The following is a 26,568-nucleotide window of genomic DNA, read 5'->3' on the forward strand; positions in this document are numbered from 1 at the left end:
GGGGACAGCAGGCTTACTTCTTGTCCTCCTTCTTGCCCTTCTTCTTTCCCTTCTTCTCCTCCTTCTTTTCGCCGCCCTTGGCCTCACCCTTTGCCTCGCCTGCCTTCGCGTCGCCCTTCATCTCGGCCTTTTCGCCGGCTTTCTCTTCAGCGAAGGTTACGGTTGGAGCGCTGAAGCCAATGAGGAACAGCGCCGCGACGAGCGCCACCAGGATCCGCTTCATCATGTCTCACCTCCTTTGCAGTTACTAGTGGGCAGTTGCTACAGCGCTAAACCCTACCGCTAAGGCTTTCTCCTTGTCAATCACCTTCATTTTGGGGCAGCGGAGAGACCGGTCCGGCACGCTGCGGAGTCGGCTCGCCGGGCAGGCCGGCGGATAGGATCTATGGTAATCTGTGGTGATGGGATGGCAATGAGGGTGTGATGTTGCCAGACGAGGGGCCCTATTCCAACTATCGGATGACGGTGCGGCTGGAGCTGGCCAACCGGCCGGGCATGTTCGCGCGGGTCGCGACCGCCCTGGCCGAGGAGGGGGCGAACCTGGGGGCCGTAGACATCGTCTCGGCCACGCCGACCGCGATCGTGCGGGACGTCACGTTCGACGTCTTGAACGAGGCCCACGGCGAGCGCGTGCTCAAGCGCCTGGGCGAGGTGCCGGATGTCCGCGTGATCGCGGCCTCCGACCGGATCTTCCTCCTGCACCTGGGCGGCAAGATCCGGGTCGAGGGCAAATTCCCAATTTCGACCCGGAACACGCTCTCGATGGTGTACACACCCGGTGTGGGCCGCGTGGCTCAGGCCATCGCGCAGGACCGGGCGAAGGTGTACGCGTTTACGACCAAGAGCAACAGCGTCGCGGTGGTGACAGACGGGTCGGCGGTGCTAGGCTTGGGGAACCTGGGTCCGGAGGCCGCGCTTCCGGTGATGGAAGGCAAGGCGATGCTGTTTAAGGAGTTCGCCGGGATTGACGCCTGGCCGCTCTGCCTGGCGACCCAGGAGCCGGACGAGATCGTGCACACGGTGCGGGCGATCGCGCCCGGCTTCGGCGGGATCAACCTGGAGGACATCAGCGCGCCGCGCTGCTTCGAGATCGAGCGCCGGCTCCGGGAGGAATTGGACATCCCGGTCATGCATGATGACCAGCACGGCACGGCCGTCGTGATCCTCGCAGCGCTGACCAACGCGCTCAAGCTGGTCCGCAAGCGCTTCGAGGATATCCGGGTCGTCGTGAACGGGCTGGGCGCCGCCGGCCGCACCTGCTGCGAGATCCTGCTGGCGGCCGGCGTGTCCCACCTGGTCGGCTGCAGTCGCAGGGGGATCGTGCTATCGGTCGAGCCGGACCGAGCCCAGGCCTGCCGCGGAAACCTGGCGGCCTGCATCCGGGAGGAACACCCGGCGGGCACTCTCCGGGACGCGCTGCGCGGCGCGGACGTCTTCATCGGGCTGTCGGTCGGGAACGTGCTGCAGCCGGAAGACCTCGACCTGATGCATCCGGATCGCATCGTCTTTGCGATGGCGAACCCCGACCCCGAGATCGCGCCGGCGCTGGGGGCCCCGCGCTGCCGGGTCTTTGCGACCGGGCGCTCGGATTACCCGAACCAGATCAACAACGCGCTGGCTTTCCCCGGCATTTTCCGCGGGGCCCTGGACGTCCAGGCCCGCGACATCACTGACGCCATGAAGCTGGCCGCGGCCCGGGCGATCGCGGAAATCATCCCCGAAAGCACGTTGAGCGAGGATTACGTCGTTCCGAGCGTCTTCGACCGCCAAGTGGTCTCGCAGGTTGCCCAGGCCGTGGCCCGGGCCGCCTGCGAGAGCGGCGTTGCCCGAAAGCCGGGACTGGTCACGAGTGATAGGTGACTGGTGGGGATGACTGTTCGGCCTTCATTGCAGGTCCGTCGCTGGGACCCGGTCACTCTGGGACTGCAACGGGTGCCCCGCGTCACCCGTCACCGTTTTACTGCCCGCCGCCCAGGCTCATCTCATAGAGGAGCACCTTCCAGCCATCCTCCTCGCTCAGGAACTGGCCCACGATGGGCAGCATGCCGGTGCCGGGGACCTTGCCGGACTGCCCGAGGCTGCCGTTCTTCAAAACCCACATCAGCTCGCCGGGGGTCCGCAGCTTCTTGAACTTCGGGTTGGTGAAGTTGCGCGGCTGGATGGGCAGGACCTTGGCGGCGCCCCCGTCCCCCTTGCCCTCCGGTCCGTGACACTGGAAGCAGGTGCCCCGCCCGAGGAAGATCGCCTTCCCCTCGGCCAGGATCTCCGGCGTCGGCGGGAAGGGCGGCTTGAGCGCCTTCGCCGCCGCCAACTCCGGCGCGGGGACGCGCGGAACGGTGATGTCAAACTCGCCGCCGGGCTGGCCGTAGCCCGAGGGATTTTCAGCCTGGATCGGACCCACACCCACCAGCAGAGCTATCGCCGTCAACGCTATCAAAACAATCAACCGCATGACACCTCCATTCCTTGCTGGCCTGGACTGCTTGCCTCTCGATGGTGGCGAGCGGGGCCGTACCTCCAGCCATCCCTGTCTGCACGCAAAACGGCGCGGAGTCTAGCACAGGCGGTCCGGTGGCGGCAACGTGGCGGTCGCCGGGCTCAGCGCCTTTCTTGCTGAGGGCCCGGATGCGTTGTGCTAGAATACCGCCCGGGTCGCGGCTGCGGCCGCGGTCCTGTCCGTCGAGGGAGACCATGCCGTTCGACCCGGTGAGGCTGGCGAAGTACCAGGCGGGCATGCGCCGCCGGATCGAGGAGCTGAGGTGCAAAACGGAGGACAGCCTGGACTTCGCCATGGACACGATGATGCAGGACCGGGTGGATACGTACTTCAAGGTCGAGGAGGGGCTTGCGGAGATAGACCGGACCTTGACCTTGATCGAGGAGGAGCTGGCGACGATCTGCGACATGGCTGGCGCAAATCGCCTCGAAGCGCGCCTGGAATTCACGGAGGATCGGTTCGAAGAGCTGGACAGCGAGGTGCGGCAGCGCCCGCGGCGGCGCCGCCGACGGATCAACTTCGCGGACTTCTTCAGGACCGCCGCCGGCGACGGGGGGGCGACCGGCGCCCGCGGGGAGATCAGCAGCGCGGCCGAGGCCTTCCGGGCGCTCGGCGTGGAGTTCGGCAGCTCCATGACCCAGATTACAGCCGCGTTCCGGCAGCGGGCGAAGAAGCTCCATCCCGACGCCCGCAGAGGCGACCGCAGCTCGGAGCCCGAGCTGCGGCGGATCATCGAGGCCTACCAGTACCTCAAGGCCTACCTGAACCTATCCCAGACCGAGCCGCCGAGGAACCCCTGACGTGGCCCTCCCCCAAAGCCTGAGCATCGCCCCATGAGCCCGCCGGTCCCCCAGTACCTCACCGACGCCAGTGCCTTCCACGCGCTGTGCGAGCGCCTGCGCGGTTGCGCACGATTCGCGCTCGACACCGAGTTCGTCGGCGAGGACACGTTCGTCCCCAAGCTGGAGCTCGTCCAGATCGCGTGCAACGGGACCTGCGTCATCGTGGACGTGCCGGCGGTCGGCTCGCTCGAGCCCCTCGGCGAAGCCCTCGCCGACCCCCGGATCGAGAAGGTCGTCCATGCCGGCCGGCAGGATCTCGAGTTGCTCGCGCTCCACACTGGCCGCGCCCCGGTCTCGATCTTCGACACGCAGCTCGCCGCCGCCATGGTCGGATACGGGACCCAGATCGGATACGCTCCCCTCGTTCATCGGATCCTCGGCACGAAGCTGGCCAAGGGGCACACCCTGACCAACTGGAACCGGCGTCCGCTCACTCGGGAGCAACTCGCCTACGCGGCGGAGGACGTGCAGTATCTGCTCCCGATGCACGACCACCTGGTCATGCGCCTCCGCGCCCTCGGCCGGATTGGGTGGATTCGGGAGGAGTTCGCCCGGCTCGAGGCCAAGCTCGGCGAGGGCGCCCGGGATCCGCGGCTTGGGTACCAACGGATCAGGGGCTGGGAAAGCCTCCGGCCCGCCGCGCTGGTCGTCCTGCGGGAGCTGGCCTTGTGGCGCGATGAGCAGGCGAGGCAGCGGAACGTGCCCCGGGGACGGGTCATCCGCGACGAGGTGCTGCTGGAACTGGCTCGGCATGCCCCGACGTCGCCGGAGGCCTTGCGGCACCAGCGCGGCCTCCACGCCTCCGAGATCGAGCGGAACGGGGAGACTCTGGTGAAGCTGATCCAGGCCGCGCTGTCGCTGCCGAAGGCCGACTGGCCCCAGCCGCCGCCCCCGAAGCTGCCATCGGAGGCCACCGGGCTCGTGGATCTCCTGCAGGCCGTGCTCAAGACCCGGGCGAAGGAGGCGCACATCGCGCCGAGCCTCCTGGCCACCTCGAGCGACCTGCATGCATTGGTGGAGGCGCAGCAGAGCCGCGTGCAGCCGGACCTGCCGATTCTCCAGGGCTGGCGGCGCCAACTGGCGGGGGAGACGCTCCTGAAGGTCCTCGCCGGGCAGGCCTCGGTCTGCGTGGATCCGAAAACGGGCGCGTTGAAGCTGTCGCCCGCGCCGTAACCCGACTCGGGGAAACGCCGTCGCGCGGCTAAAGCAGCGTCTTGACCGTCTCCGCCGGCCGCGCCAGGATCACCCGATTGCCCTTCTCGACGAGCGGACGCTGAATCAGGTCGGGATGCTTCAGCATGAGGTCGAAGAGCGCGTCCTCGCTGAGTTGCTTGCCCGCGACATGCCTCTTGTACACGTCCTCCTTCGTGCGTAGGACATCCACAGCGCGCAGGCCGGCTCTCTTGAGGAGGTCCGTGAGCTGGGCCTTGGTAAAGGGCTGCTTGTAATAATTGACCGTGGTGTAGGGCTGGCCGCTGGCCTCCACCAGCTTGACCACCTGGCGACACGTGCTGCAGGTCGGCTTCTGATAGATCGTGATCTTCGCCATAACCCATCTCCATCACTGTGGGGGGACTGTCCGGCCCGCCCCGGCTCGCCTTGACGGGGCTTTCAGGCGCATGGTACAAGCACCCTATCTCAGGCGAGAGGCGCGCGGCAAGGGGCGACAACGCCCTGCTCGAGCCTCCGATCCCCTTGCCCCTGGCCGATAGCCTCTAGCCGCTAGCCAGATCCGCATCATGCCGACAGCGGGAACCAGTTCAAGCGGGACCTTTGCCTGCGCCACAGCCCAACAGCGGACCCTCAAGGACCTTCGGACGAAACGCAAGGGCCAGCCGGTGTTCGTGCTCGGTCATATTCCCGAGCGGAAGGGGCAGGAAGGCGTCTTCGAGCTGTTCAACGTGCGGTTGGCTCTCGTAAAGTTCCCGGACGGCGCCGTCGTCGGCTACGACCCCTCCGAGCTGCTCCTGCCCACCGAGATAGACGAGAAAGGCGTGGCCTATTTCGAGATTCGCACCTGCGCGAAGTGCGACCAGCTCTTTCCCCTGACGGCGGAGGAAGCGCACGCCGAGCAGGAGCCGACGGCCTGTCCGGAGTGCCGAGGGTAGAGTCTAGTCCACCATCGGCGCGAACTCGAGCGCCTTCTTCAAGAGACAATCGCCAGCGAGGCCCTGGAGGGTCATCGGCAGCATGCCCGCGTCCAGCACCTTGACGCCTACCACGCGATAGCCTTCAGGATTCTTCCACGCCTCCACCCGGAGTGCGTGACAGACCTCCAGCTTCTTCCAGATCAGATTGTCCAGGATGGAATCGCTCGCGATGAGGGTCGCCTCCGTCACGGGCCCGGTGGTCGCCGCCACCTGGGCCGTCACCTGCTTGCGATCCTTGGGGACCTTGGTGATGACCGCAAACAGGACCAGGGGGTCCTCCTGCGCTCGAGCCGCGCTCACGCTCAGCAGAAGAGCGAGCGTCGCTCCCATCAGTCGTGTTCCTGTGTGCATCACCGTCCTGAGCCCTCCTCCTTGCTCTCCAGTCGCCGGCCGTCCGTCGGCGCCGAGAGGTTCCCACTCGGTCCTGCCGTCTTAGGAGGACCTGGTGCCGGCTCGATCACAGGCCCTGGTTTCAAGGGGGCGGGCCGCGGTGCCGCGTCCGCAGAGGTGGTCGCCGGAGCCGGGCCACCGTGGCTTAACGCGCTGGTCCCGATCATTTTGCGGGAAGGCGCGTCGGCCTCCGGCCCGACGGGGGCGCGCGACGGCGCGTCCGGAAGGCCGCGCCAGAGCATCGCAAGGCCTGCCAGGAGCGCGAGGGTCCCGAGAGCGAGCATGAGGATGACGAATCGCGATCGCATTGCGCGTCTCAACGTAGTATGCCGGAGGCGTCCTCCATTATCAAGCCGCCCTTCGCCCGGCTTGACTGCCGACCGGGGGGCACCTAGAATCGCTTCGGCATGCCTGTCCCCGATCACAGACCTCGCGTACCTGTTGCTCTGAGGTGAGACGATGCCGCACGATTTCATGCCTGGGCTGGCAGGGGTGCCCGCGGCCAAGTCCGCCGTGAGCGACGTGGACGGGGAGCGGGGGATCCTGGAATACCGCGGCATCCGAATCGAAGACCTCTGCGAGCACTCCTCGTTCCTGGAGACGGCCTACCTCCTGCTGTTCTCCCGCCTTCCTTCGAAGACGGAGCTGGAACGCTTCGAACAGGATGTGACCCACCACCGGCGGATCAAGTTCCGCATCGTGGATCTCCTCAAGTGTCTTCCCGAGCACGGGCATCCGATGGACGCGCTGCAGGCCGCTGTCGCCGCGCTCGGCATGTTCTATCCGGGACGGAACGTCAGGGATACGGAGAACAACTATTGGTCCGCGGTGCGGCTGCTCGCCAAACTGCCCACGATCGTGGCCGCCTATGCACGGATCCGCCGCGGGGACGACCACATCCCGCCGCGGGACGAGCTGGGGTTCGCCGAGAATTTTCTCTACATGCTGACGGAGAAGGTGCCAGCCCCAATCCTGAGCCGGACGCTCGACGTCTGCCTGATCCTGCACGCCGAGCACACGATGAACGCCTCCACGTTCACGGGATTGGTGACGGCCTCGACGCTGGCCGATCCGTACACGGTCGTCGCGTCATCCATCGGCGCCTTGAAAGGACCGCTGCACGGCGGCGCGAACGAGGAGGTCGTCCAGATGCTCCGGGAGATCGGCTCGCCCGCGCGGGTGCGGCCCTACTTGGAGGGAAAGCTCCGGCAGAAGCAGAAAATCATGGGGCTGGGCCACCGGGTATACAAGGTCAAGGATCCACGGGCCACGATCCTGCAGGGCCTCTGCGAGCGGCTGTTCAAGGAGTGCGGCTCTTCGCCGCTCTACGAGGTGGCGCTGGAGGTGGAGCGGGTGGCCGACGAACTGTTGAGCGCCAAGCGCGTCTACCCGAACGTGGACTTCTACTCCGGGATCGTCTACGACAAGATGGGCATCGAGGTAGACTTCTTCACGCCAATCTTCGCCATGGCGCGCGTGGCCGGCTGGCTGGCGCATTGGTTCGAGCAACTGCGGGAGAATAAGCTCTACCGGCCGGATCAGATCTACGAGGGCGAGCACAACCGGCCCTACGTCCCGATCGAGCTGCGCTGAACAGCCGAGGCCGCGGCTGTGGCCACGCGTCGCGGCAGCGCACCCCGCGTTAGCATCTTCGCAACCGGACTGAGCACCGCTTCGGCCCGGGGCGGGGGCAAGGTCCTGCTGCACGCCGCCGCTCCTTCCGGGTGCTGCGCCCCTAACGACAGAATTTCCTCCACCAGCCGGTCCCGCAGCCGAAGGATCGCTGCCCGTCGCTTGGGACGATCTAGGGACCACCACCGCAGGGGCTTCGGAAAGGTCGCGGTCGGGGGCGGCACGGGTCCAACCGGTGCCTGGCCGAAGTCGTAGCCGGATGCCTGCCGGTGCCGCGCCAGGAAATCCTGGTACTGCGCCCGGTAGAGTAAATCCTCATGCTCGCTGAAACGAGGCGCCTCGGCTTTGTCCTGCATGCCCGCTTGGAGTGTCGGCCTATGCCACGCTGTCCTAGCCGCGTCCAGGACTCCAGCACGTGGTGTTGCCACACGTCTGCGAGGTAACCGCAAGCCGTCGGAGGTCAAGCCTTCCACCGTACGATCGGTGTCGGCCCTAGCCCCGGCACCGCTCTTGACAGGGGGCGGATATGCGTTAGTCATTACTGCAACATCGTCATTCCACGCAACAGGGAGGTGTCGCTATGAATCTGGAATTGTGGGATCCGTTTCGCGAGTTGGAAGACATTTCCGAGCGGCTCAGCCGGATGGTCAGCCGTCCGTCCGGTCGGCGTCCCGAAAGAAGGGAGGCCCTGACCGTCGCGGATTGGACCCCGCGCGTGGACATCATTGAGACCGAAAAAGAGTTCCTGATCAAGGCCGAGTTGCCGGAGGTCAAGAAGGAAGACGTCAAGGTCACCGTGCAGGACGGGGTACTGACGATCCAGGGGGAGCGGAAGCAGGAAAAGGACGAGAAGGGCAAGAAGTTCCACCGGATCGAGCGCGCCTACGGCAGCTTTATCCGCAGCTTCCTCGTCCCCGACCATGCAGATGAGGCGCACGTGTCGGCCGAGTTCAAGGACGGCGTGCTGACGCTGCATCTGCCGAAGTCGGAGAAGGCCAAGCCCAAGGCGATCGAGGTCAAAGTTGGCTGACCCCGCCGCCTTGCTGCCTCGAGAAGGCGGCTCTCCGTGGTCGAATGCAGCCTCCTCTAGGCGATCTGTCGGTCCTGTGGCGGGGAGACTGTGAGGGACGTGGCATCTTCTTCACGCAGCGAGAGCCAGGCTCCAAGCGCCCAGGCGAGGAAGACCAAGCCCGCCACCAACAGGGAAAACGCTTCGCCGCTTGCCAGGCTCGGTACCGCCTGGGGATCGGGAACGGCCATCAGCGCGGTCGCCAAGGGCATCACTACGGCCAGCACGGTCGGTCGGCTCATCGGGCGTCGCGCCTCCTGTGGGCTCGGCAGAGAGGGGGAGGGTTTGGCCGCCGCCCTCCACGGCAAATAATCCCGACAATCAAGCTGTCAAGGCTGCCGCCGGGCAGAGAGCCTGGGGCCACCGTGTTGACGCGGCAGGATCCAGTGTTATCACTGTGCCAAGCAGTCGGCTGTTCAGAAAATATGGAGAGAGGTCATGGGCAAGAGGGAATTTGCATGGCTTGCGTTTATCGCCCTGACGGTGCTGCTGTCCGGGGCCACGCTGGCCGCCGCCCAGGATCCATCCTCCTCGGCTTCCCCCACGACCAGCAAGCTCCCACGCAGCTTTCAGCAGGCGCGACTCGGGATGGCCGCCGGTGAGCTGCTCCGCCTGGTACCCGAGACTGTCAAGGGAGCGCCCCGCCCGAAACCGCAGCAGTCCGTTACGGTTCCTTCCGGCGACCCCCATGTCCGACAGATCGAGTACCGGTTGCACCAGGGGACGCTCTACGAGATCGTGGTGCACTATCGGGCCGACCGCGTTCCCCGGGGATATGCCGGTTTGCGCACCCGCTTGACGGAGCTCTATGGGCCGCCGGCGCACGAGGGCTTGGATGACTTCGACCTCTATTCCGGCATCCTGTCCTCACGACGGATGGAGTGGAACGATGGGGTGACTCGCATCACCGTGACGGAACGTCAGCGACTCCGCGAAGCCCGTGAGGAAACGGAACTGTTCCTCACCATGACCGACCTGAGCGTGGAGCGGCTGCACGAGCAGCAGCAGCGCGAACGTCGGCGCCAAGAAGAGCTGCGGGTCCCCGTCCCCCTGCCTGACCAGCCTCCCGTTCCCGAGCGAACCGCCGATCCTGCCCGGCGGAGCCCGCGTCCGGTCGCGGAAGGGTAATCTGCGCCGTGGTGCTGCGAGCGCCCGCTGGCCGTTGTCAGGCCGGGACGGTCGCTGGCACCCTCTCCATCCCGACGATCGGAGAAGCGCTCGATCCGCAGGCCCAGATCCGCCGGGGCCGAGCCGGGCCGACACGGCACCAGGATTCGCTGGGCAGGCTCACTGCGGGTTGATCGACAGGAAGATCGTCGCGTTCCCGCGGCTGAGGAGCAGCAACACTGGCTTGTCCGCGGTGAGCTGAGCGGTCAGCCGCTCGAAATCCTGCACGTTCCGCACCGGCTTGCGGTTGATCTCGCGGATCACGTCGCCCGGCCGGAGCCCCGCCCGCTCGGCGGGGCTGTCGGGCTGGACCTCGGTGACCACCACGCCCGCGATGTCGCGCGCGCGCCCCCGCTCGCGGCGGTCAGGTGTGTAGTTCTCCACCGTGACACCGGCTAGGGCATGTTCGCCGCGGCCTTCCTTCCCGCCGCGGGAGGCGGACGCCAGTTCCTTGGGCAGCTCGGCGATCGTGACCGTGATCTCGCGGCTCTTCTTGTCGCGCAGGACGGTCAGCGTGACAGCGGTGCCAGGGGCGGTCTCCGCGACGAGTGCCCGCAAATGCGCGGGATCCTTGACGGCTGTCCCGTTGAAGCGGGTGATGATGTCGCCGCGCTCAAGGCCCGCCTTGGCGGCCGGGCTGTCCTCCATCACGTCGGCCACCAGCGCGCCGTTCGTGCCCGGCGCGCCGAACTGTTGGGCGAGGTCCTGGCTGACCTCCTGGATGGACACCCCGAGCCAACCCCGGACGACTTTCCCGTGCTTGATCAGGCTCTCCATCACGCTGCGGGCCATGTTGCTGGGGATGGCAAACCCGATCCCCATGAACCCGCCGTTGCGGGTGAAGATGGCCGTGTTGATGCCGACCAGCTCGCCCCTGAGATTGACCAGGGCCCCGCCCGAATTGCCCGGGTTGATCGCCGCGTCTGTCTGGATGAAGTCTTCGTAGTCCACGATCCCCATATTGGCGCGGCCGACTGCGCTGATGATCCCCATGGTGACCGTCTGGTTCAGCCCGAAGGGGTTCCCGACCGCCAGCACCAGCTCGCCCACCTGCAGCTTGCTGGAATCGCCCCAAGGCAGGGTGGGGAGTCCCGTCGCATCGATCTTGATCACCGCCACATCGGTTTTGGGGTCGGTGCCGACGACCTTGGCCTTGAACTTCCGCTTGTCTCCCAGCAACACTTCCAGCTCGTCCGCGTGCTCGATGACGTGGTTGTTGGTCAGGATGTAGCCGTCCGTGCTGACGATCACGCCTGAACCCAGCCCGTGCTCCCGGCGCTCCCGCGGGATCTGAAAACGGCGCTCAAATTCCTCCCCGAAGAATCGCCGGAAGAAGGGATCCTCGAAGAAGGGGCTGGGAAACGGCGACTCCCGCTGGCTTACCTTGCGGACGGAGGCGATGTTGACGACCGACTCCCGGGCCACCTTGGCGACAGCGATAAAGGTCTCGTTGGACGGGACCGGGGTGGAAGCCGGGCCGGCCGAGACAGGGACAGGCGCCGCGACGACGGGTTGGCTGGCCGGGCTCTCGTCCCGGGCACAGTGGACCAGCCCGGACCAAGTCAGCAGAAACGCAAGGAGAGCCGGCCACGGAGACCGCCCCCCTGGATACAAGCCGTTCAGGCCTCTGGACAAAGACATACTCGCTTCCTCCCAATCGAAGGGGGCGCCGCGCGCCCGAAAGGGGCCCGGCCGGCCGGAACGGCTTCGGGCATGGAGACATATGGACATGTAGGTAAGGTGTCCGGGCGGTCAGTCAAGGGCAGGGGAGGGGCGTCCCGGCCGGTTTCCGGCGCTCTTGACGGTCGCGACGGGCATGATTATGCATGCAGTGTTTTCGACGGCCGGCGTGCGCGCGCTGGCCGCTCCGCCCGACCCTCAGGCCTGATCGGCGTTCACCGGCAGATCCGAATCTGACTTGCAGGGAGGTGAGGTCCATGAACATACGGTACATGCCGTCACTCTTCGCGCTGATCGCCGTCTGGCTCGTGGCCGCGCCCTTCCTCCTCGGCTACGCGGACAACGACACCGCGGTTCGCAACGACGTGGCGGTGGGCGTGGCGATCTTGATCGCAACCACGTTCTGGGGATTGCGCGAGCTCAAGGAGCACGGCTGGTCGTTCCATGTGCTGAAGGACAGTCGGCAGAAGACGACCTGAGCGGACCGAGGGCGGAGCCAGGTCAGCCGCGCCGCGTACGCGAGCCTTGAGTCTCGAAGAACAAGAGGAGGAGGGAGGACATGCCAGCAAAGCGACTCATCTACGGCGATGCCGCGCGGTCCGCGATCCTGCGCGGCGTCTCTCAGCTTGCGACCGCGGTCAAGGCCACCCTGGGACCGAAAGGACGCAACGCGATCTTGGACAAGAAATGGGGCTCACCGACGATCACCAAGGACGGCGTCACGGTCGCCAAGGAGATCGAGCTGCCCGAGCATTTCGAGAACATGGGCGCGCAGCTCGTGCGCGAGGTGGCCAGCAAGACCAGCGACGCGGCCGGGGACGGCACCACGACGGCCACCGTGCTGGCCGAGGCCATTTTCCGCGAAGGGGTGAAGAACTTGACGGCGGGCGCCTCCGCCATGGAGCTGAAGCGGGGCATTGACAAGGCGGTGGAGGTTGTCGTCGAGGAGCTGAAGAAGATCAGCAAGCCCTGCCAGGGGAAGAAGGAGATCGCCCAGATCGGGACGATCTCGGCGAACAACGATCCGACCATCGGGGAGCTCATCGCCGAGGCGATGGAGAAGGTCGGCAAGGACGGGGTCATCACCGTTGAGGAAGGGAAGGGCATGACCACGTCGCTCGACGTCGTCGAGGGGATGCAGTTCGACCGCGGGTACATCTCCCCCTACTTCGTGACCAACGCGGAGCGGATGGAGGCGGTGCTGGAGGATCCCTTCATCCTGATCCACGAGAAGAAGATCAGCGCGATGAAGGATCTGCTGCCGCTCCTGGAGCAGATCGCCAAGATGGGCAAGCCCTTGCTCATCATCGCGGAGGATGTGGAGGGGGAGGCACTCGCTACGCTCGTGGTCAACAAGCTCCGCGGCACGCTAAGCGTCGTAGCCGTCAAGGCGCCCGGCTTCGGCGACCGGCGCAAGGCGATGCTGGAGGATATCGCGATCCTCACCGGCGGGCAGGCCATTTCCGAGGATTTGGGGATCAAGCTGGAGAACGTGAAGCTGGCGGACCTCGGCCGCGCCAAGCGCGTCACGGTGGACAAGGACAACACGACGATCGTGGAGGGCTACGGCGATCCGAAGAAGATCGAGGGCCGGGTCAAGCAGATCAAGGCCCAGATCGAGGAGACGACCTCCGACTACGACCGCGAGAAGCTGCAGGAGCGCCTGGCCAAACTGGTCGGCGGGGTAGCCGTGATTCATGTCGGGGCGGCGACCGAGACCGAGATGAAGGAAAAGAAGGCCCGCGTCGAGGACGCCCTGCACGCGACCAAGGCCGCGGTCGAGGAGGGGATCGTCCCCGGCGGCGGGGTCGCCCTGCTCCGGTGCATCCCCGCGCTGGACCGACTCAAGCTGGAGGGCGACCAGCAGGTGGGCGCCAACATCGTCCGGCGCGCACTGGAGGAGCCCATTCGCCAGATCGCCTGGAACGCCGGGCACGACGGCTCGGTCGTCGTGGAGAAGGTCAAACGGGAGTCCGGCGCCTACGGGTTCGACGCGGCCACCGAGCAGTACACGGACCTGCTCCAGGCCGGGATCATTGACCCGACGAAGGTCACCCGCACTGCGCTACAGAACGCGGCGAGCGTAGCGGGACTGATGCTCACGACCGAGGTGCTGGTCACCGAGCTTCCCGAGAATAAGAAACCTGCCGGCGCGCCCATGCCGGAAGAGGACATGTACTGAGGGCGCGCGGAGCGGCCGGGGGCAATCCCCGGCCGCTCCGTTGTTCCGCTCTCCTCCTCCACCCACACCTCCCGCTCTTTCTCACGAACGTCCCGCGTGTTCCCCGCAGTCGCTGTCTCGCTGCGATCGTTGTTCTGTTCTCGTCTGGTCACGACCTTCCTCCGGCGTCAGAAAAATCTTGAGCCGGCATCCCCGATGGATTAAGATGGCCCCCCCGGCGCGCAGGGCGCCGTCCCTAACCGACTCGCTTCAACCGAAAGGGGGCCCCCTATGCCTGTGTACGTTAGCCTGGTGAAGTTCACGGCGCACGGGATCATGACGATGAAGGAGCGAGGTATCGCCCGCTCGGAGACGGTCCAGCGGAACATCGAGTCGCTGGGGGGCCGGCTGCTAGACGCCTGGTATTGCCTGGGGGAATACGACGTCGTGGCGATCCTGGAGTTTCCGAACAACCGGGCGGCCATGCAGGCGGCGGTCCTGAACTCTTCGCTCGGGCACATCCGGGTGACGACCATGCCGGCGATCCCGCGGGCGGAGTGGCGGTCGTTGCTCCAGGAGGTGTGGGGCAAGAAGGGAGCCAAACGAACGAAAGGGTGACCGACGGCCTGCCCCCACGGTGTGGGCCCAGTCAAGGGGCCGGGGCACGGGCAGGCGACCGACAGCACCTGCGGCGGGGGGCTGACCGGAGATCGGGGTATGGGGAGACGGGCGGTGAAGCAGACGGCGCGGCACAAGACGATCACGACGAAGAGGCGAGCAAAGGGGAACCGCGCTATGGGGAGCGGCACAGCCCCGGGCGATCGGCCGGCTCTGCGGATCGAGCGGGACACGATGGGGGAGCTGGCGGTGCCTGCCTCCGCCTATTATGGGGTCCAGACGGCACGGGCCATTGCGAACTTCCCGATCAGCGGGCTCCGGTTCCCTCGCTCCTTCATCCGGGCGCTGGGGCTGATCAAGTGGGCGGCCGCCGCGGTCAACGAATCGCTCGGCCTGCTCGACCACAAGCTGGCGAAGGCGATCCAAGCCGCCAGTCGCGAGGTCGTGGACGGACGCCTGGACGGGGAGTTCCCGCTCGACATCTTCCAGACCGGGTCCGGCACCTCGACGAACATGAACGCGAACGAGGTGATCGCGAACCGAGCCTCGGAGCTGTTGGGCGGCGCGCGCGGCAGCAAGCTCGTGCACCCGAACGATCACGTCAACCTTGGCCAGTCGAGCAACGACGTGATTCCCACGGCCATCCACGTGGCCGCGATTGAGATGATGGCGCGCGAGTTGATCCCGGCGCTGGCGCGGCTGCAGAAGGCCCTGGCGGGCAAAGCTCGCGCCTTCGATCGGATCGTCAAGATCGGGCGCACGCATTTGCAGGACGCGACGCCCATCCGGCTCGGGCAAGAGTTCGGTGGCTACGCCCGCCAGATCGAGCTAGGGCTCGAGCGGGTGCGGCGCGCGCAGGCGGCCCTCGCCGAGGTGGCCCTGGGCGGGACGGCGGTCGGGACCGGGCTGAACACCCACCCCAAGTTTGCCGACCGGGTCATAGCGCTGGTGAGCCAGGAGATCGGGTACCGCTTGCGGGAGGCCGCGGACCATTTCGAGGCGCAATCGGCCCAGGACTCCGTTGTGGAGGCCAGCGGGGAGTTGCGCACGATCGCGGTAAGCCTCATGAAGATCGCCAACGACATCCGCTGGCTCGGCTCCGGTCCGCGCTGCGGGCTGGGCGAGATCATCCTCCCCGAGACGCAGCCCGGGTCCTCCATCATGCCGGGCAAGGTGAACCCGGTGATCGCGGAATCCGTCACGATGGTTGCGGCCCAGGTGATCGGGAACGACGTCACGATCACGGTCGCCGGGCAGTCGGGAAATTTCGAGCTGCTGGTCATGCTGCCGGTCATGGCCTACAACCTCTTGCAGTCCGTCGAGTTGCTTGCCCGGGCCGCGGAGAATTTCGCGGTCCGTTGCGTCGAGGGCATTGCCGCCAACGAACCGCGCTGCCGGGACTCGATCGAAGGTAGCCTCGCCATGTGCACCGCGCTGGCGCCGGAGATCGGCTACGAGGCAGCGGCGAGGATCGCTAAGGAGGCCTATCGGACGGGGAAGACTGTTCGGGCGGTCGCCCTGGCGGAACGGGTCCTCCCGGCGAAGAAGTTGGAGACCTTGCTGGACCCCTGGCGGATGACCGGCCCCGACCTGGGCCGCCGCCGGTGACATCCGTTCCGACGCGTCTGCGCTTTTGACAAGGCGAAACTGGCTGTGCTAACGTCGCCCGAAATTCGCCATCTTTCGACCGGGACCCACCAGGGATAAGGCATCATGAGAGAGTCCACAAGCACGGCTGCTAGGCATCTGATCATCGTCATCGGGGCCGGCCCCGCCGGCATGTCGGTCGCCAATCTGCTCTCGAAGGCCGGCCATGAAGTGGTCATCCTCAATCGGGACATCAAGTTCGGCGGGCTCGCCGAATACGGAATTTTCCCGAGCAAGCTCAAGCTGCGGGGAGGCCTCAAGAAGTCCTATTGGGAGATCGTCGAGCGGCCGAACGTGCACTATTACGGCAACGTTTCCATCGGCCGGGGAAAGGATCTGACCGTGGAAGACCTGCTCGGGCTGGGTGCCAGCGCGGTGGTCTTCGCCACGGGCGCGCAGGGCACCAAACGGATCGGCGTCGAGGGCGACTCGGCGGCGGGCGTCTTCCACGCGAAGGACGTCGTCTATCACTTCAACCGCCTGCCGGGCTACGGCGACCGTCCCTTCGAGATGGGGCGGAGGGTCGCGATCATCGGAGTGGGCGACGTGATGGTGGACATCGCCCATTGGCTCGTGCGGTACAAGCAGGTGGACGAGGTCACGGCGATCGCCCGGCGGGGGCCAGCCGAGCGTAAGTACAACCCCAAGGAGATCCGCGCTATCTGCGCCAACATTGACCAGGCCGCGCTCGCCGGCGAGTTCGCCCGGATCCGAAGCCGCCTCGAAGCGGTGGGGCAGAAGCCGGATGAGCTCCTCAAAGCGATGCTCGAGGAGTTCACCAAATGCGAGCCGAAGGTCAGCCCGACGCGGATGGGCTTCCGGTTCCTGGCCTCGCCCCGGCGCGTGCTGACCGACGAGCACAACCGGGTCCGGGCCCTGGAGATCGAGGAGACCCGGCTCGAGCCCAAGGGTGAGGACTTCTCCGCGGTGGGGCTCAAGCAGTACTACGAATTCCCTTGCGACAGCGTGGTCTTCGCCGTCGGCGACAAGGTGGACGAGACGGTCGGCCTTCCGTATAAAGACGGCGTGTTCGTGACCAATCCGGTGAAGACCGGGAATGATCCCGACGACTCCCTGTTTCAGGCCTACGACGAGGCGTCCGGACAGATCATGGAGGGCGTGTTTCTGGTCGGGTGGGCCCGCAAGGCCAGCGAGGGCCTCGTCGGCATCGCCAAGCGGGACGGGGAGTGGTGCGCCGAGGTGGTCTTGCGGTATCTCGCGACGCGGGCGCCGGCCGGGCCCGCCGCGGTCCACGGGATCCTGGCCCGGCTGCAGGGCACCTTCAAAGACCGGCGCGTCCAGGCGGTGGATGCGAAGGACCTCCGCTTCCTCGAAGAAGCGGAGAAGGAGCACGGGGCGTCACCCGATTGCATCGGGGAATTCAAATACCTGACCAACCACGAGATGCTGGCCCAGATCCAGCGCAAGAAGGACGCCGCCGGGACCATCGCCGCGCGCTAACTATCTCCCCACTTCAGCTTCCGCCGCAGCACGTCGTAGTACGTCCGCTCGGGAAACCGGATGAGCTTCGTGCAGTGCTCCGACGCCCTGATCGCGACGGTGTCACCTTGCGTCATCGCGACCCCGACCTGCCCGTCAAAGGTGGTCATGGCGCCCTCGTCCGGGCTGGTGAGGGTCACGTCCAGCGCCACCGTGCTCGGGATCAGCAGCGGACGGTGCGTCAGGGTGTGCGGGCAGATAGGGGTTAGGATCAGGGCCTGGACCGAAGGGTTCATAATGGGGCCGCCGGCTGACAGCGAGTAGGCGGTCGAGCCGGTCGGAGTGGAGACGATCAACCCGTCCCCGCGCAGGGTCGTGACGAACTGGCCGTCAATCGAGATCTGGAGCGTGATCATGCGTGCGAGCGTCCCCTTGCTCAGCACCACATCGTTCAGCACCGTGGCCTGGGCCACGTGGTCGCCGTGACGGTCAATGCGGGCCCGCAGCATCAGGCGCTCCTCCAGATAGAATTCCTGATTGAAGACGCGCCGGAGAGCCGGGTACATCTGGTCCAGGCTCACCTCGGTCAAGAAACCGAGGCCGCCCATGTTGATGCCGAGGATCGGGACGCCGCGCTCCTCCACCAGCCGCGCCGCGTTCAACATCGTGCCGTCGCCGCCCAGCACGAGCACCACGTCGCAGCGCGTCGCGAGATGGGATTTCTGGTACAGGGGCGGCTCGCCGATCAGCCCGGCGGTCTTGCCGTCCAAGATCACGTCCTTGCCCTGCTCGCGCAGCCAGGTGACGAGGTCGGCCAGGATAGGTTTGATATCGGGGAACTTGGGCTTGGTCAGGATCCCGACGGCTTTCATGGAGTCTCGCGGCCTCTCGCGGGGTGGTCGGGCGGAACCAAGGTGCGAGCAGGACAGGGGAAGCGGGGAGTGATTGTAACGAGAGCGCGAGCGGCTTGTCAACGAACGCACGCGGCGCGTCGGCGGACTCGCCCACTCGCGTGTGCAGTCTGTCCGCGACGGGGTGACGCGCCGCTGCCGCACTTGACAGTGTGAGAGGACGCCGATAGAATTGGGGCAAGTTTTTTGACGAGTTGCCGCTTGTCGAGGCCGTATCGGTACCCCCACCCGAAGGAGGCAGGATGTTCGAACGATTCACGGATAAGGGTCGGAAGATCATCATCCTGGCGAGAGAAGAGGCCGAGCGTCACCAGAACGACTATCTGGGGACGGAGCACCTGGTCCTGGCCATTCTTCGCGAATCGGACGGCATCGCCCTCATGATCCTTAAGAAGATGGGGCTCTCCACCGAGCAGATCCGCCTAGAGATCGAGCGGAATCTGCCGAGCGGCGGCACCACGATGACCTTCGGGGAGATTCCCTTCAGCCCGCGCGTCAAGAAGGTCATCGAGTACGGGGTCGAAGAGGCCCGGCTCCTGGGGCACAACCACATCGGGAGCGAGCATCTCCTGCTGGGGCTGCTGCGCGAGGAGGAGGGCATCGGGGGGAAGATCCTGCGGAGCCTCGGCGCGAACCTCCTGACCGCCCGGCAGCTCACCGTGACGTTCCTCCGCAAGTCCGCGCCGCGCGAACGCGACCGGAAGAGCAACACGCCCGCTCTGGACGAGTTCGGCCGCGATCTGACCCAGCTTGCGCAGGAGGGGCAGCTCGACCCGGTGATCGGCCGCGCCGACGAGATCGAGCGCGTGCTCCAGATCCTCAGCCGACGCACCAAGAACAACCCCGTGCTGATCGGGGAGTCCGGGGTAGGCAAGACGGCGATCGTCGAGGGCTTGGCGCAGCGCATCGTCATGTCGGAGGTGCCCGACAACCTGCTCTCGCGCCGAGTGATCGCGCTGGACCTCGGCTCCCTTGTGGCCGGCACGAAGTACCGCGGCCAGTTCGAGGAGCGTCTCAAGGTCGTGATGAAGGAAATCGTCCAGGCTGGCAACATCATCATCTTCATTGACGAGCTGCACACGCTCGTCGGGGCCGGCGCCGCCGAAGGGTCCATTGACGCCTCGAACATGTTGAAGCCCGCGCTCTCCCGCGGGGAGATTCAGTGCATCGGCGCGACCACGCTGGACGAGTACCGCAAGCACATCGAGAAGGACGGGGCGCTGAAGCGGCGGTTCCAGCCCATCTACGTGCAGCCGCCGAGCATCGAGGAGACGATCCGGATCATCCAAGGGCTCCGGGACCGCTACGAGGAGCACCACGGGGTCGAGATCACGGAAGAGGCGATCATCGAGGCTGTCAAGCTCTCAGACCGCTACATCACCGACCGCTTCCTCCCGGACAAGGCGATTGACCTGATTGACGAGACCGGCTCGCGCGCGAAGTTGCAGACCTACGCGCTGCCCGGTGAACTGAAGGCGCTGGAGCAGGAACTGAAGAAGGTCGCGCGCGAGAAGGAGCTGGCGATCTCGCTCCAGAACTTCGAGGAGGCTGTCAGGTTCCGCGAGGAGGAGGAACGGCTGCGCAAGCTGCTGGAGGAGTCCAAGCGCGAGTGGAAGAAGAATCAGGAGAAGCAGAAGCCGGTGATCACAAAGGAGGACGTCGCCTACGTGGTCTCCAAGATGACCGGCATCCCGCTCTTCAAGCTCGAGGAGGAGGAGTCCAACAAGCTGCTGAAGATGGAGGAGTTCCTCCATCGCCGGATCGTTGGGCAGCAGGAGGCGATCTCGGCTGTCTGCCGCGCCATCCGGCGCTCGCGCGCCGGCTTGAAGGAGGCCAAGAAACCGATCGGTTCCTTCATCTTCCTCGGCCCCACCGGCGTGGGCAAAACCGAACTGGCTCGGGCGCTGGCGGAGTTCCTCTTCAACACCGAGGATGCCCTGATCCGGATCGATATGTCCGAGTACCAGGAGAAGTTCACGAGCTCCCGCCTGTTCGGCGCCCCGCCCGGCTACGTCGGGTACGAGGAAGGCGGGCAGCTCACCGAGAAGGTCCGGCGCCGGCCGTACTCGGTCGTGCTCTTCGACGAGATCGAGAAGGCGCACCCGGACATCTTCAACGTGCTGCTGCAGGTCCTGGACGACGGCGTCCTGACCGACAGTCTGGGCCGCAAGGTGGACTTCAAGAACACCGTCGTGATCATGACCTCGAACCTCGGCACCAAGCTGATCCAGAAGGGCGTCTCGCTGGGCTTCCACCGCTCGGACCCGAGCGACCGTGACCGGCGGATGAAGGACGAGGTGCTGGCGGAGCTGCGGCGCTCGTTCAGCCCGGAGTTCCTCAACCGGATTGACGAGGTCGTCGTCTTCCATCCGCTGGAGAAGGAGCACCTGCTCGGCATCCTCGACATCCTGCTCAGGGAACTCAACGCACGGCTGCTAGAGAAGGGCGTGCAGCTCGAGGTCAGCGACGACGTCAAGGAGTGGCTGCTGAAGGAAGGCTACGAGCCGCTCTACGGCGCCCGCCCGATGCGGCGCACCATCCAGAAGGCGATTGGCGACCCGCTCTCCGAGGAGCTGATCCGCGGCCGCTTCAAGGACGCCCGCAAGATCAGGGTGGTCTTAAAAGACGAGGCGCCGGCGTTCGTCGAAGAAGAAGCCATGGCGGGAGTGTGACGCGCGGCTTGGCCTGTGACCTCGACACAGATTCCGGTCCGGAACGATGGCGACCCTCGCGCAGCGACCTGCGCGAGGGTCGCCGCGCATTTGGCCCCGTCTTCCGATTCCTGCCCCCAAGGGCCCGCTCCCGTGCAAAGCCGGTCCGCCGGCCCGGGGTGGGCTGTGAGCCCGTGAGGAGACAGTCATGGCATCCCCGACGATCCTCGGGATCGAGACTTCCTGCGACGAAACTGCGGCAGCCGTCGTGCGCGGTGGCGTGGTGGCCTCTTCGGTGCTGGCCTCGCAGCACGACGTGCATGGGCGCTACGGCGGCGTGGTGCCGGAGCTGGCGGCCCGACGGCACCTCGAGACGATCGAGGCGGTCACGGCCTCGGCCCTGCAGACCGCCGGCGTGGGCTGGAGCGAGCTGACCGCGGTGGCGGTCACCCGCGGCCCCGGGCTCGCGGGCGCTCTGCTCGTGGGAGTAAGCTACGCAAAGGCACTGGCCTACGCGCTGCGCATCCCACTCATCGGGGTCAATCACCTCGAAGGCCATCTGGCCTCGGCCTGGGTCGAGCATCCGGACTTCCCGACGCCCTGCGTGGTGCTGGTGGTGTCGGGCGGTCATACGCACCTTTACCGGGTAGAGCCGACGGGCGACTGCACCTGTCTGGGCCGGACCCTGGACGATGCGGCCGGGGAGGCCTTTGACAAGGCGGCGAAGATGTTGGGGCTTGGCTTCCCGGGCGGCCCCGCGATGGACCGGACGGCCCGCCGGGGTAATCCGGAGGCCGTGCGGTTTCCGCGACCCTACGCCAGGCGGGCGAGCCTCGACTGCAGCTTCAGCGGACTGAAGACCGCGCTACTGTACTACCTCCGAGGTCTTGAGCGGCGCGGGAGCCCAGTCCCGGTGGAGGACGTGGCCGCAGGCTTCCAGGAGGCGATCGTGGATGTCCTGGTGGAGAAGGCCTTTCGGGCGGTCGCGCGCGAGCGGGTCGGCGCTCTGGCCGTCGTCGGCGGCGTGTCGGCGAACAGCCGCTTGCGCGAGCGGCTGGCCGCCCGGGCGGCGGAGGCCGGCATCCGCCTGGCCATCCCGCGTCCTGCCTATTGCACCGACAACGCGGCTATGATCGCGTTCGCGGGCCTACGGGCGTACGCGCAGGGGCGGTTCGAGCCCTGGACGATGGAGGCGGATCCTGCCTGGTCGCTGGCCACGCCGATCGGCGGGGCTCAGGAGCGGCGGCGCCCACGGCTGGCCGCAGGGGCGCGTCGCTGAGAGGGGAGGGGCTATTCCAACCGTTTACGGCAATACCAACGGGCTGAAAGCGAGCCAGCTCCTCCGGCTGGAGCACCTGTACCGGCGGCGCGTCCCGGTGGACAAGCTGATCACGCCGGAGCTGGCCCGCGCCTGCACGGAACTCTCCCACGAGATTCGCTGCCAGATCGGCCTCGTCATCACGCGGCGCGGGATCGTCGAGCAGGTCATCGTCGGGACCGGCCGGGAGCTGGACCTCAGCCGGCTCTCTGGGTTCCGGGTGGGCCAGCGGTCGCTGCGCGGAGTCCGGCTGGTGCACACGCACCTCGACAACGAGCCGCTCACCCAGGATGACCTCACCGATCTCGGTTTGTTGCGGCTCGATCTCATCGCCGCCCTCGGCGTCGGGCCCGACGGCCTCCCGGCGGATCTCCACCTGGCACACATCCTGCCGCCCAACGCGCGCGGATCGGCGTACGAGGTGTGGCCGCCCCGGTCCTTCCACTCGTTTCAGCTCGAGTGCGACAAGTTTGTGGGCGCGCTGGAGGCCGAGCTGACCCGCGCGGCCGCGACCCATCTCGTGCGCGCCGGGGAGGAGTCCGCGATCCTGGTCAGCGCCTCGACACGAAGCCGCTGGGAGCAGGAGGAACGGCTGGCGGAGCTGGCCGAGCTGGCGCGATCGGCCGGCATCGCCGTGCTTGGCTCCGTGTGCCAGCGGACACAGGAGGTGCATCCCAAGTACCTGCTCGGCCGCGGGAAGTTGAAAGAGGTGGTGATCAGGGCGCTGCAGTCCGGCGCGGATCTGCTCATCTTCGACCAGGATCTGACGCCGGCGCAGGTGCGCGCGATCGCCGAGATGACCGACATGAAGGTCGTGGACCGCACCCAGGTCATCCTGGACATCTTCGCCCGCCGGGCGCACAGCCGGGAAGGTAAGATCCAGGTGGAGCTGGCGCAGCTCCGCTACCTCCTGCCGCGGCTCTCGGGGAACCACTCGGCCCTCTCGCGCCTGGGCGGCGGCATCGGCGGTCGGGGGCCCGGCGAGAGCAAGCTGGAGACCGACCGGCGCCGGGTGCGCGACCGGCTGGCGCACCTGGAGCGCGAGCTGGACGCCGTAGCCCGGCACCGCGACCGGCGGCGGGCACGCCGTCTCAGGAACCGCTTGCCGATCGTCTCGATCGTCGGCTACACGAACGCCGGCAAGTCTACCCTGCTCAACGCGCTGACCAGGAGCCACGTCTCGGCCGAGAACCGCCCGTTCGACACGCTCGATACAACCAGCCGCCGGCTCCGGTTTCCGCAGGACCGCGAGGTCATCATCACGGACACGGTGGGTTTCCTCCGGGACCTCCCGAAGGATCTCATGGGGGCGTTCCGGACCACGCTCGAGGAGCTGCGGGACGCGGACGTGCTGCTCCATCTGGTGGACGCCAGCTCGAGGAACCTCGAGAGCCAGATCCACGCGGTCGAGAAGATCCTCGAGGAGCTAGACTTGGCGAAAACCCCGAGGCTGCTGGTGTTCAACAAGTGCGACCGGCTGGACGCCGAAGAGGCCGAGGCGCTCTGTCGGCGGTTTGGCGCAATCGGAATCTCCGCCGTGCGGAACGACACGCTCATCCCGATGCTCAGGGCGTTGGAGCAGGTACTCTCGGAGGTCTGCCAGCAGGATCGGGGCGAGATCCAATCCGGCGGGGTGCCGGCCGGTCCACTGGCGCTGATCCCACGCGCGGTGGGATGAGGGTCCGGTGAAGCGCGCTCCCCTGCAGGGCCGGTCCCGACGGCCGGGGCCAGCGCAGCCGAGCCCGGCGGGCGGCCGCGCGCGTGTGGCGCGGATTTTGGACAAGCTCGAACAGGCGATCCCCGACGCGCGTGTCGAGCTCGCCTATAAGAGCCCGATCGAGCTCTTGGTGGCCACCATCCTGTCCGCCCAGTGCACGGATCAGCGCGTCAACCAGGTCACCCCCACGTTGTTCGCCCGGTATCCCAGCGTGTCCGCGCTGGCCGCCGCCGATCCGACCGAGCTGGAAGCCCTGATTCGGCCGACCGGGTTCTTCCGCAGCAAGGCGCGCAGCCTCATCGGGTGCGCCCGCGCGTTGCGCGAGCGGTTTGGCGGCCAAGTCCCCGACACCATGGAGGCGCTCGTGACCTTGCCCGGTGTCGGCCGGAAGACCGCCAACGTCGTGCTCGGGGCCTGCTTTGGGAAGCCCGCGGTCGTCGTGGACACGCACGTGAAGCGGGTTGCCCAGCGCCTCGGCCTGGCGCGGAGCGGCGATCCCGATTGGATCGAGGCAGAGCTCCAGCGCCTGATCCCGCAGGACCGGTGGACGTCCGGCTCGCAGCGGCTCCTGCTGCACGGCCGGTACGTGTGCCTGGCGCGGGCTCCGAAGTGCGGTCAGTGCGCGATCTACCAGGAGTGCGCCTGGCCCGGGAAGCGACCACGATGATTCGGAGCATGACCGGCTACGGGCGGCGGGAGGCTCCGGTGGGGCAGGGCACGGTCGCCGTCGAGGTGCGGGCGGTGAACCACCGCTTCTGCGAGGTAATCGTGCGCGTCCCCCGGTTCCTCGGGTCGCTGGAGGAGGAGCTGAAACGGGAGGTCCAGCGCCGGTGCGCGCGCGGCCGCGTCGAAGTCACGGTCTCGCTGACGGGCGAGGTGGAGGGGCGGCGGAGCCTCAGTCTTGACCGGTCCCTGGCCAGGCAGTACTATCGTCTTCTCTGCGAGCTTCAGCGCGAGCTGCGCCTGGCCGGTTCCGTGGACCTGGCGCTGGTGGCCGGGCTCCGGGAGCTCGTCTCGGTCGTGGACCAGCCGGCCGATTCCCGGCCTTTGGCGCGCCTGGTCGGCCGGCTCGCCAAAGGGGCGCTCGCGGACCTGGACGCCATGCGGCGGCGCGAAGGGACCGCTCTGGCGCGCGATCTTCGGCGTCGCCTGCAGACGGTGCGCGCGGAGGTCCGCCTCATCAGTGCGCGATCGCCCCAGGTGGTGCGGGAGGCATTCGAGCGGATGAAGGCGAGAGTCGAGAAGCTGCTCGCGCCCCGCGCCGTGGACGAGGGGCGGCTGCATCAAGAGCTGGCGGTCTTCGCCGACCGATGCGACGTGAGCGAGGAGCTGACGCGGCTGGAGTCCCACCTCGCGCAGTTTGACGGGGCCCTCGGGAGCCGGGAGGCCGTCGGCCGTACGTTGGATTTCCTGCTCCAGGAGATGGGCCGCGAGATCAACACCGTCGGTGCCAAGGCCAACGACGCCGAGATCGCCGGCCGGGTCGTGCGCGTCAAGGGCGAGCTCGAGAAGATCCGCGAACAGGTGCAGAACATCGAATGATCCGGGAAACCGTCGGTCATCGGCTTCGTGATTCTCCGGAGATGCAGGCTGAGAGCCGGTAGCCTATGGCTTTCCCCAAAGGAGCGTATGGAGCGAAAAGGGTTGCTGTTCGTCGTGTCGGCTCCCTCGGGTGCGGGCAAGACGACGTTGTGCAAAGAGGTCGTCAATCTCGTGCCCGGCCTCCGTCACTCGGTGTCCTACACGACCCGGAAGCCCAGGCCCGGGGAAGTCCACGGCCGGGACTACTATTTCGTGGACGAGCAGGTGTTCCAAGAGATGGTGGCCCGCAACGAGTTCGCCGAATGGGCGCCGGTCTACGGGCATCTCTACGGCACGCCGCGCCACACGCTCACCGCGTTGATGGACCAGGGATACGACGTGTTGCTCGAGATTGATGCACAGGGGGCCATGCAGATCAAGAAGAAGTTCGAGGACGGGGTGTATATCTACATCCTGCCGCCCTCGATCGAGGCCCTCCGCACCAGGCTGCTCCAGCGCGGTTCGGACTCCCCCGATGAGATCGCGCGGCGTCTTCAGAAGGCCCGTGAAGAGGTGTGGAGCTACCGGGAGTACTCGTACATCGTGCGGAACGACGACGTGAAGCAGGCGTTGAAGGAGCTCGAGGCCATCGTCCTGGCCGAGCGGATCCGGACCAAGCGGCTCGACATCGCCTGGCTGGAGGAGAACTTCATCAAGGGAAAGGACGACAGGGCGGGCGCCCGCCCGAATCCCGCGACAACCTAAGGAGAGACCCACGCTATGATGGACGCATTGGCACTGCTACCCGAGTTTGACCCGGAACGGTTCGATTCGCGCCACCGGCTGGTGATCGCCGCCTCGCAGCGTGCGAAGCACCTGATGCAGGGGGCGCGACCGACGGGGCATTCGAAGTTCACGAAGGAGACCACAATCGCCTTGGACGAGGTTCTGCGGGGTCACGTGCCGTTCCTCGTCGGCAAGGAAGCACGCCAGGCCATGAAGGAGGCCAAGCGGGGCGTGGAACATGAGATGGAACGGATGGGGCTGGCGCCGGCCGAGGAGGACGGCCGGGAGATCCGGAAGGATCTCAGCGTCTATGTGGACGACTCGGTCCAGGCGGCGGAGCCGGAAGGCGAGGAATAGCCGGCGGAGGGCGC

General features: G+C 66.7%; 27 protein-coding genes. 19 read left to right on the forward strand and 8 right to left on the reverse strand.

Annotation, left to right across the window (positions count from 1 at the left end; all coding sequences use genetic code 11):
* Nucleotides 1-13: 13 nt before the first annotated feature.
* Complete coding sequence (locus ACWHYQ_RS11295; protein ID WP_447972229.1) at nt 14-226, reverse strand: hypothetical protein; 213 nt, start codon at nt 224-226, stop codon at nt 14-16.
* 197 nt (nt 227-423) lie between these two features.
* Between ACWHYQ_RS11295 and ACWHYQ_RS11300 the strand changes: the two genes are divergently transcribed.
* Nucleotides 424-1,860 (forward strand): malic enzyme-like NAD(P)-binding protein, encoded by a 1,437-nt coding sequence (locus ACWHYQ_RS11300; RefSeq protein WP_447972230.1) that lies wholly within the window; start codon nt 424-426, stop codon nt 1,858-1,860.
* A 97-nt stretch (nt 1,861-1,957) separates the two neighbouring features.
* Here ACWHYQ_RS11300 and ACWHYQ_RS11305 read toward each other — a convergent pair whose 3' ends face one another.
* Nucleotides 1,958-2,452 (reverse strand): c-type cytochrome, encoded by a 495-nt coding sequence (locus tag ACWHYQ_RS11305; RefSeq protein ID WP_447972231.1) that lies wholly within the window; start codon nt 2,450-2,452, stop codon nt 1,958-1,960.
* Nucleotides 2,453-2,691: 239 nt separating this feature from the next.
* Between ACWHYQ_RS11305 and ACWHYQ_RS11310 the strand changes: the two genes are divergently transcribed.
* Nucleotides 2,692-3,297: a DnaJ domain-containing protein gene (locus ACWHYQ_RS11310; protein WP_447972232.1), complete on the forward strand. Its 606-nt coding sequence runs from the start codon at nt 2,692-2,694 to the stop codon at nt 3,295-3,297.
* A 33-nt stretch (nt 3,298-3,330) separates the two neighbouring features.
* Nucleotides 3,331-4,512 (forward strand): ribonuclease D, encoded by a 1,182-nt coding sequence (gene rnd, locus ACWHYQ_RS11315; RefSeq protein WP_447972233.1) that lies wholly within the window; start codon nt 3,331-3,333, stop codon nt 4,510-4,512.
* A gap of 28 nt (nt 4,513-4,540) precedes the next feature.
* On the opposite strand, the gene ACWHYQ_RS11320 is transcribed toward rnd, so the two are convergent.
* Nucleotides 4,541-4,888, reverse strand: a complete 348-nt coding sequence (locus ACWHYQ_RS11320) for an ArsC/Spx/MgsR family protein (protein ID WP_447972234.1) — start codon at nt 4,886-4,888, stop codon at nt 4,541-4,543.
* Between the two features lie 190 nt (nt 4,889-5,078).
* Here ACWHYQ_RS11320 and ACWHYQ_RS11325 point away from each other — a divergent pair, with 190 nt between their 5' ends.
* Nucleotides 5,079-5,447: a hypothetical protein gene (locus tag ACWHYQ_RS11325; RefSeq protein ID WP_447972235.1), complete on the forward strand. Its 369-nt coding sequence runs from the start codon at nt 5,079-5,081 to the stop codon at nt 5,445-5,447.
* 3 nt (nt 5,448-5,450) lie between these two features.
* On the opposite strand, the gene ACWHYQ_RS11330 is transcribed toward ACWHYQ_RS11325, so the two are convergent.
* On the reverse strand, nt 5,451-5,819 hold the full coding sequence (locus tag ACWHYQ_RS11330; protein ID WP_447972236.1) for a hypothetical protein: 369 nt from the start codon (nt 5,817-5,819) through the stop codon (nt 5,451-5,453).
* 519 nt (nt 5,820-6,338) lie between these two features.
* Between ACWHYQ_RS11330 and ACWHYQ_RS11335 the strand changes: the two genes are divergently transcribed.
* On the forward strand, nt 6,339-7,472 hold the full coding sequence (locus ACWHYQ_RS11335; protein ID WP_447972237.1) for a citrate synthase: 1,134 nt from the start codon (nt 6,339-6,341) through the stop codon (nt 7,470-7,472).
* Here ACWHYQ_RS11335 and ACWHYQ_RS11340 read toward each other — a convergent pair.
* Nucleotides 7,448-7,867, reverse strand: coding sequence for a hypothetical protein (locus ACWHYQ_RS11340; RefSeq protein WP_447972238.1), 420 nt, complete (start codon nt 7,865-7,867; stop codon nt 7,448-7,450). The two genes, ACWHYQ_RS11335 and ACWHYQ_RS11340, sit on opposite strands and share 25 nt — an antisense overlap.
* Before the next feature lie 224 nt (nt 7,868-8,091).
* On the opposite strand from ACWHYQ_RS11340, the gene ACWHYQ_RS11345 reads away from it, so the two are divergent.
* Nucleotides 8,092-8,541 carry an Hsp20/alpha crystallin family protein gene (locus tag ACWHYQ_RS11345; protein WP_447972239.1) on the forward strand — a complete coding sequence of 150 codons (450 nt, stop codon included), beginning with the start codon at nt 8,092-8,094 and terminating at the stop codon, nt 8,539-8,541.
* Nucleotides 8,542-8,597: 56 nt separating this feature from the next.
* Here ACWHYQ_RS11345 and ACWHYQ_RS11350 read toward each other — a convergent pair whose 3' ends face one another.
* Entirely contained in the window at nt 8,598-8,822 is a 225-nt protein-coding gene (locus tag ACWHYQ_RS11350; protein WP_447972240.1) for a hypothetical protein, read from the reverse strand.
* A 196-nt stretch (nt 8,823-9,018) separates the two neighbouring features.
* Here ACWHYQ_RS11350 and ACWHYQ_RS11355 point away from each other — a divergent pair, with 196 nt between their 5' ends.
* Entirely contained in the window at nt 9,019-9,708 is a 690-nt protein-coding gene (locus ACWHYQ_RS11355) for a hypothetical protein (RefSeq protein WP_447972241.1), read from the forward strand.
* Between the two features lie 159 nt (nt 9,709-9,867).
* Here ACWHYQ_RS11355 and ACWHYQ_RS11360 read toward each other — a convergent pair whose 3' ends face one another.
* The gene (locus tag ACWHYQ_RS11360; protein WP_447972242.1) at nt 9,868-11,388 is read right to left on the reverse strand and encodes a DegQ family serine endoprotease; all 1,521 of its coding nucleotides are present in this window, start codon (nt 11,386-11,388) and stop codon (nt 9,868-9,870) included.
* A gap of 296 nt (nt 11,389-11,684) precedes the next feature.
* Here ACWHYQ_RS11360 and ACWHYQ_RS11365 point away from each other — a divergent pair, with 296 nt between their 5' ends.
* The 5 genes from ACWHYQ_RS11365 (at nt 11,685) to ACWHYQ_RS11385 (ending at nt 17,314) form a co-directional block, all read left to right on the forward strand.
* Nucleotides 11,685-11,906 carry an SPW repeat domain-containing protein gene (locus tag ACWHYQ_RS11365; protein ID WP_447972243.1) on the forward strand — a complete coding sequence of 74 codons (222 nt, stop codon included), beginning with the start codon at nt 11,685-11,687 and terminating at the stop codon, nt 11,904-11,906.
* 80 nt (nt 11,907-11,986) lie between these two features.
* Nucleotides 11,987-13,609 carry a chaperonin GroEL gene (gene groL / locus ACWHYQ_RS11370; protein ID WP_447972244.1) on the forward strand — a complete coding sequence of 541 codons (1,623 nt, stop codon included), beginning with the start codon at nt 11,987-11,989 and terminating at the stop codon, nt 13,607-13,609.
* Between the two features lie 270 nt (nt 13,610-13,879).
* Nucleotides 13,880-14,206: a GYD domain-containing protein gene (locus ACWHYQ_RS11375; protein ID WP_447972245.1), complete on the forward strand. Its 327-nt coding sequence runs from the start codon at nt 13,880-13,882 to the stop codon at nt 14,204-14,206.
* A 177-nt stretch (nt 14,207-14,383) separates the two neighbouring features.
* Nucleotides 14,384-15,814, forward strand: a complete 1,431-nt coding sequence (locus ACWHYQ_RS11380; RefSeq protein ID WP_447975557.1) for a class II fumarate hydratase — start codon at nt 14,384-14,386, stop codon at nt 15,812-15,814.
* A 105-nt stretch (nt 15,815-15,919) separates the two neighbouring features.
* Nucleotides 15,920-17,314, forward strand: a complete 1,395-nt coding sequence (locus tag ACWHYQ_RS11385) for an FAD-dependent oxidoreductase (protein ID WP_447972246.1) — start codon at nt 15,920-15,922, stop codon at nt 17,312-17,314.
* Here the strand turns inward: ACWHYQ_RS11385 and ACWHYQ_RS11390 are convergent.
* Entirely contained in the window at nt 17,311-18,165 is an 855-nt protein-coding gene (locus tag ACWHYQ_RS11390; RefSeq protein ID WP_447972247.1) for an NAD(+)/NADH kinase, read from the reverse strand. The two genes, ACWHYQ_RS11385 and ACWHYQ_RS11390, sit on opposite strands and share 4 nt — an antisense overlap.
* 281 nt (nt 18,166-18,446) lie before the next feature.
* Here ACWHYQ_RS11390 and ACWHYQ_RS11395 point away from each other — a divergent pair, with 281 nt between their 5' ends.
* The 7 genes from ACWHYQ_RS11395 (at nt 18,447) to ACWHYQ_RS11425 (ending at nt 26,554) form a co-directional block, all read left to right on the forward strand.
* Complete coding sequence (locus ACWHYQ_RS11395; protein WP_447972248.1) at nt 18,447-20,876, forward strand: ATP-dependent Clp protease ATP-binding subunit; 2,430 nt, start codon at nt 18,447-18,449, stop codon at nt 20,874-20,876.
* A 187-nt stretch (nt 20,877-21,063) separates the two neighbouring features.
* A complete protein-coding gene (gene tsaD / locus ACWHYQ_RS11400) occupies nt 21,064-22,134 on the forward strand; it encodes a tRNA (adenosine(37)-N6)-threonylcarbamoyltransferase complex transferase subunit TsaD (RefSeq protein WP_447972249.1) in 1,071 nt (356 codons plus the stop codon).
* 97 nt (nt 22,135-22,231) lie between these two features.
* Nucleotides 22,232-23,851, forward strand: coding sequence for a GTPase HflX (gene hflX / locus ACWHYQ_RS11405; protein WP_447972250.1), 1,620 nt, complete (start codon nt 22,232-22,234; stop codon nt 23,849-23,851).
* 7 nt (nt 23,852-23,858) lie between these two features.
* Nucleotides 23,859-24,557 (forward strand): endonuclease III, encoded by a 699-nt coding sequence (gene nth, locus ACWHYQ_RS11410; RefSeq protein ID WP_447972251.1) that lies wholly within the window; start codon nt 23,859-23,861, stop codon nt 24,555-24,557.
* Nucleotides 24,554-25,432: a YicC/YloC family endoribonuclease gene (locus ACWHYQ_RS11415; protein ID WP_447972252.1), complete on the forward strand. Its 879-nt coding sequence runs from the start codon at nt 24,554-24,556 to the stop codon at nt 25,430-25,432. The genes nth and ACWHYQ_RS11415 overlap by 4 nt, the downstream gene beginning before the upstream one ends.
* An 87-nt stretch (nt 25,433-25,519) precedes the next feature.
* Nucleotides 25,520-26,176 (forward strand): guanylate kinase, encoded by a 657-nt coding sequence (gene gmk / locus ACWHYQ_RS11420; protein ID WP_447972253.1) that lies wholly within the window; start codon nt 25,520-25,522, stop codon nt 26,174-26,176.
* Between the two features lie 15 nt (nt 26,177-26,191).
* Complete coding sequence (locus ACWHYQ_RS11425; RefSeq protein WP_447972254.1) at nt 26,192-26,554, forward strand: DNA-directed RNA polymerase subunit omega; 363 nt, start codon at nt 26,192-26,194, stop codon at nt 26,552-26,554.
* Nucleotides 26,555-26,568: the final 14 nt, after the last annotated feature.

It is taken from the genome of Nitrospira sp. Kam-Ns4a (assembly GCF_965152595.1).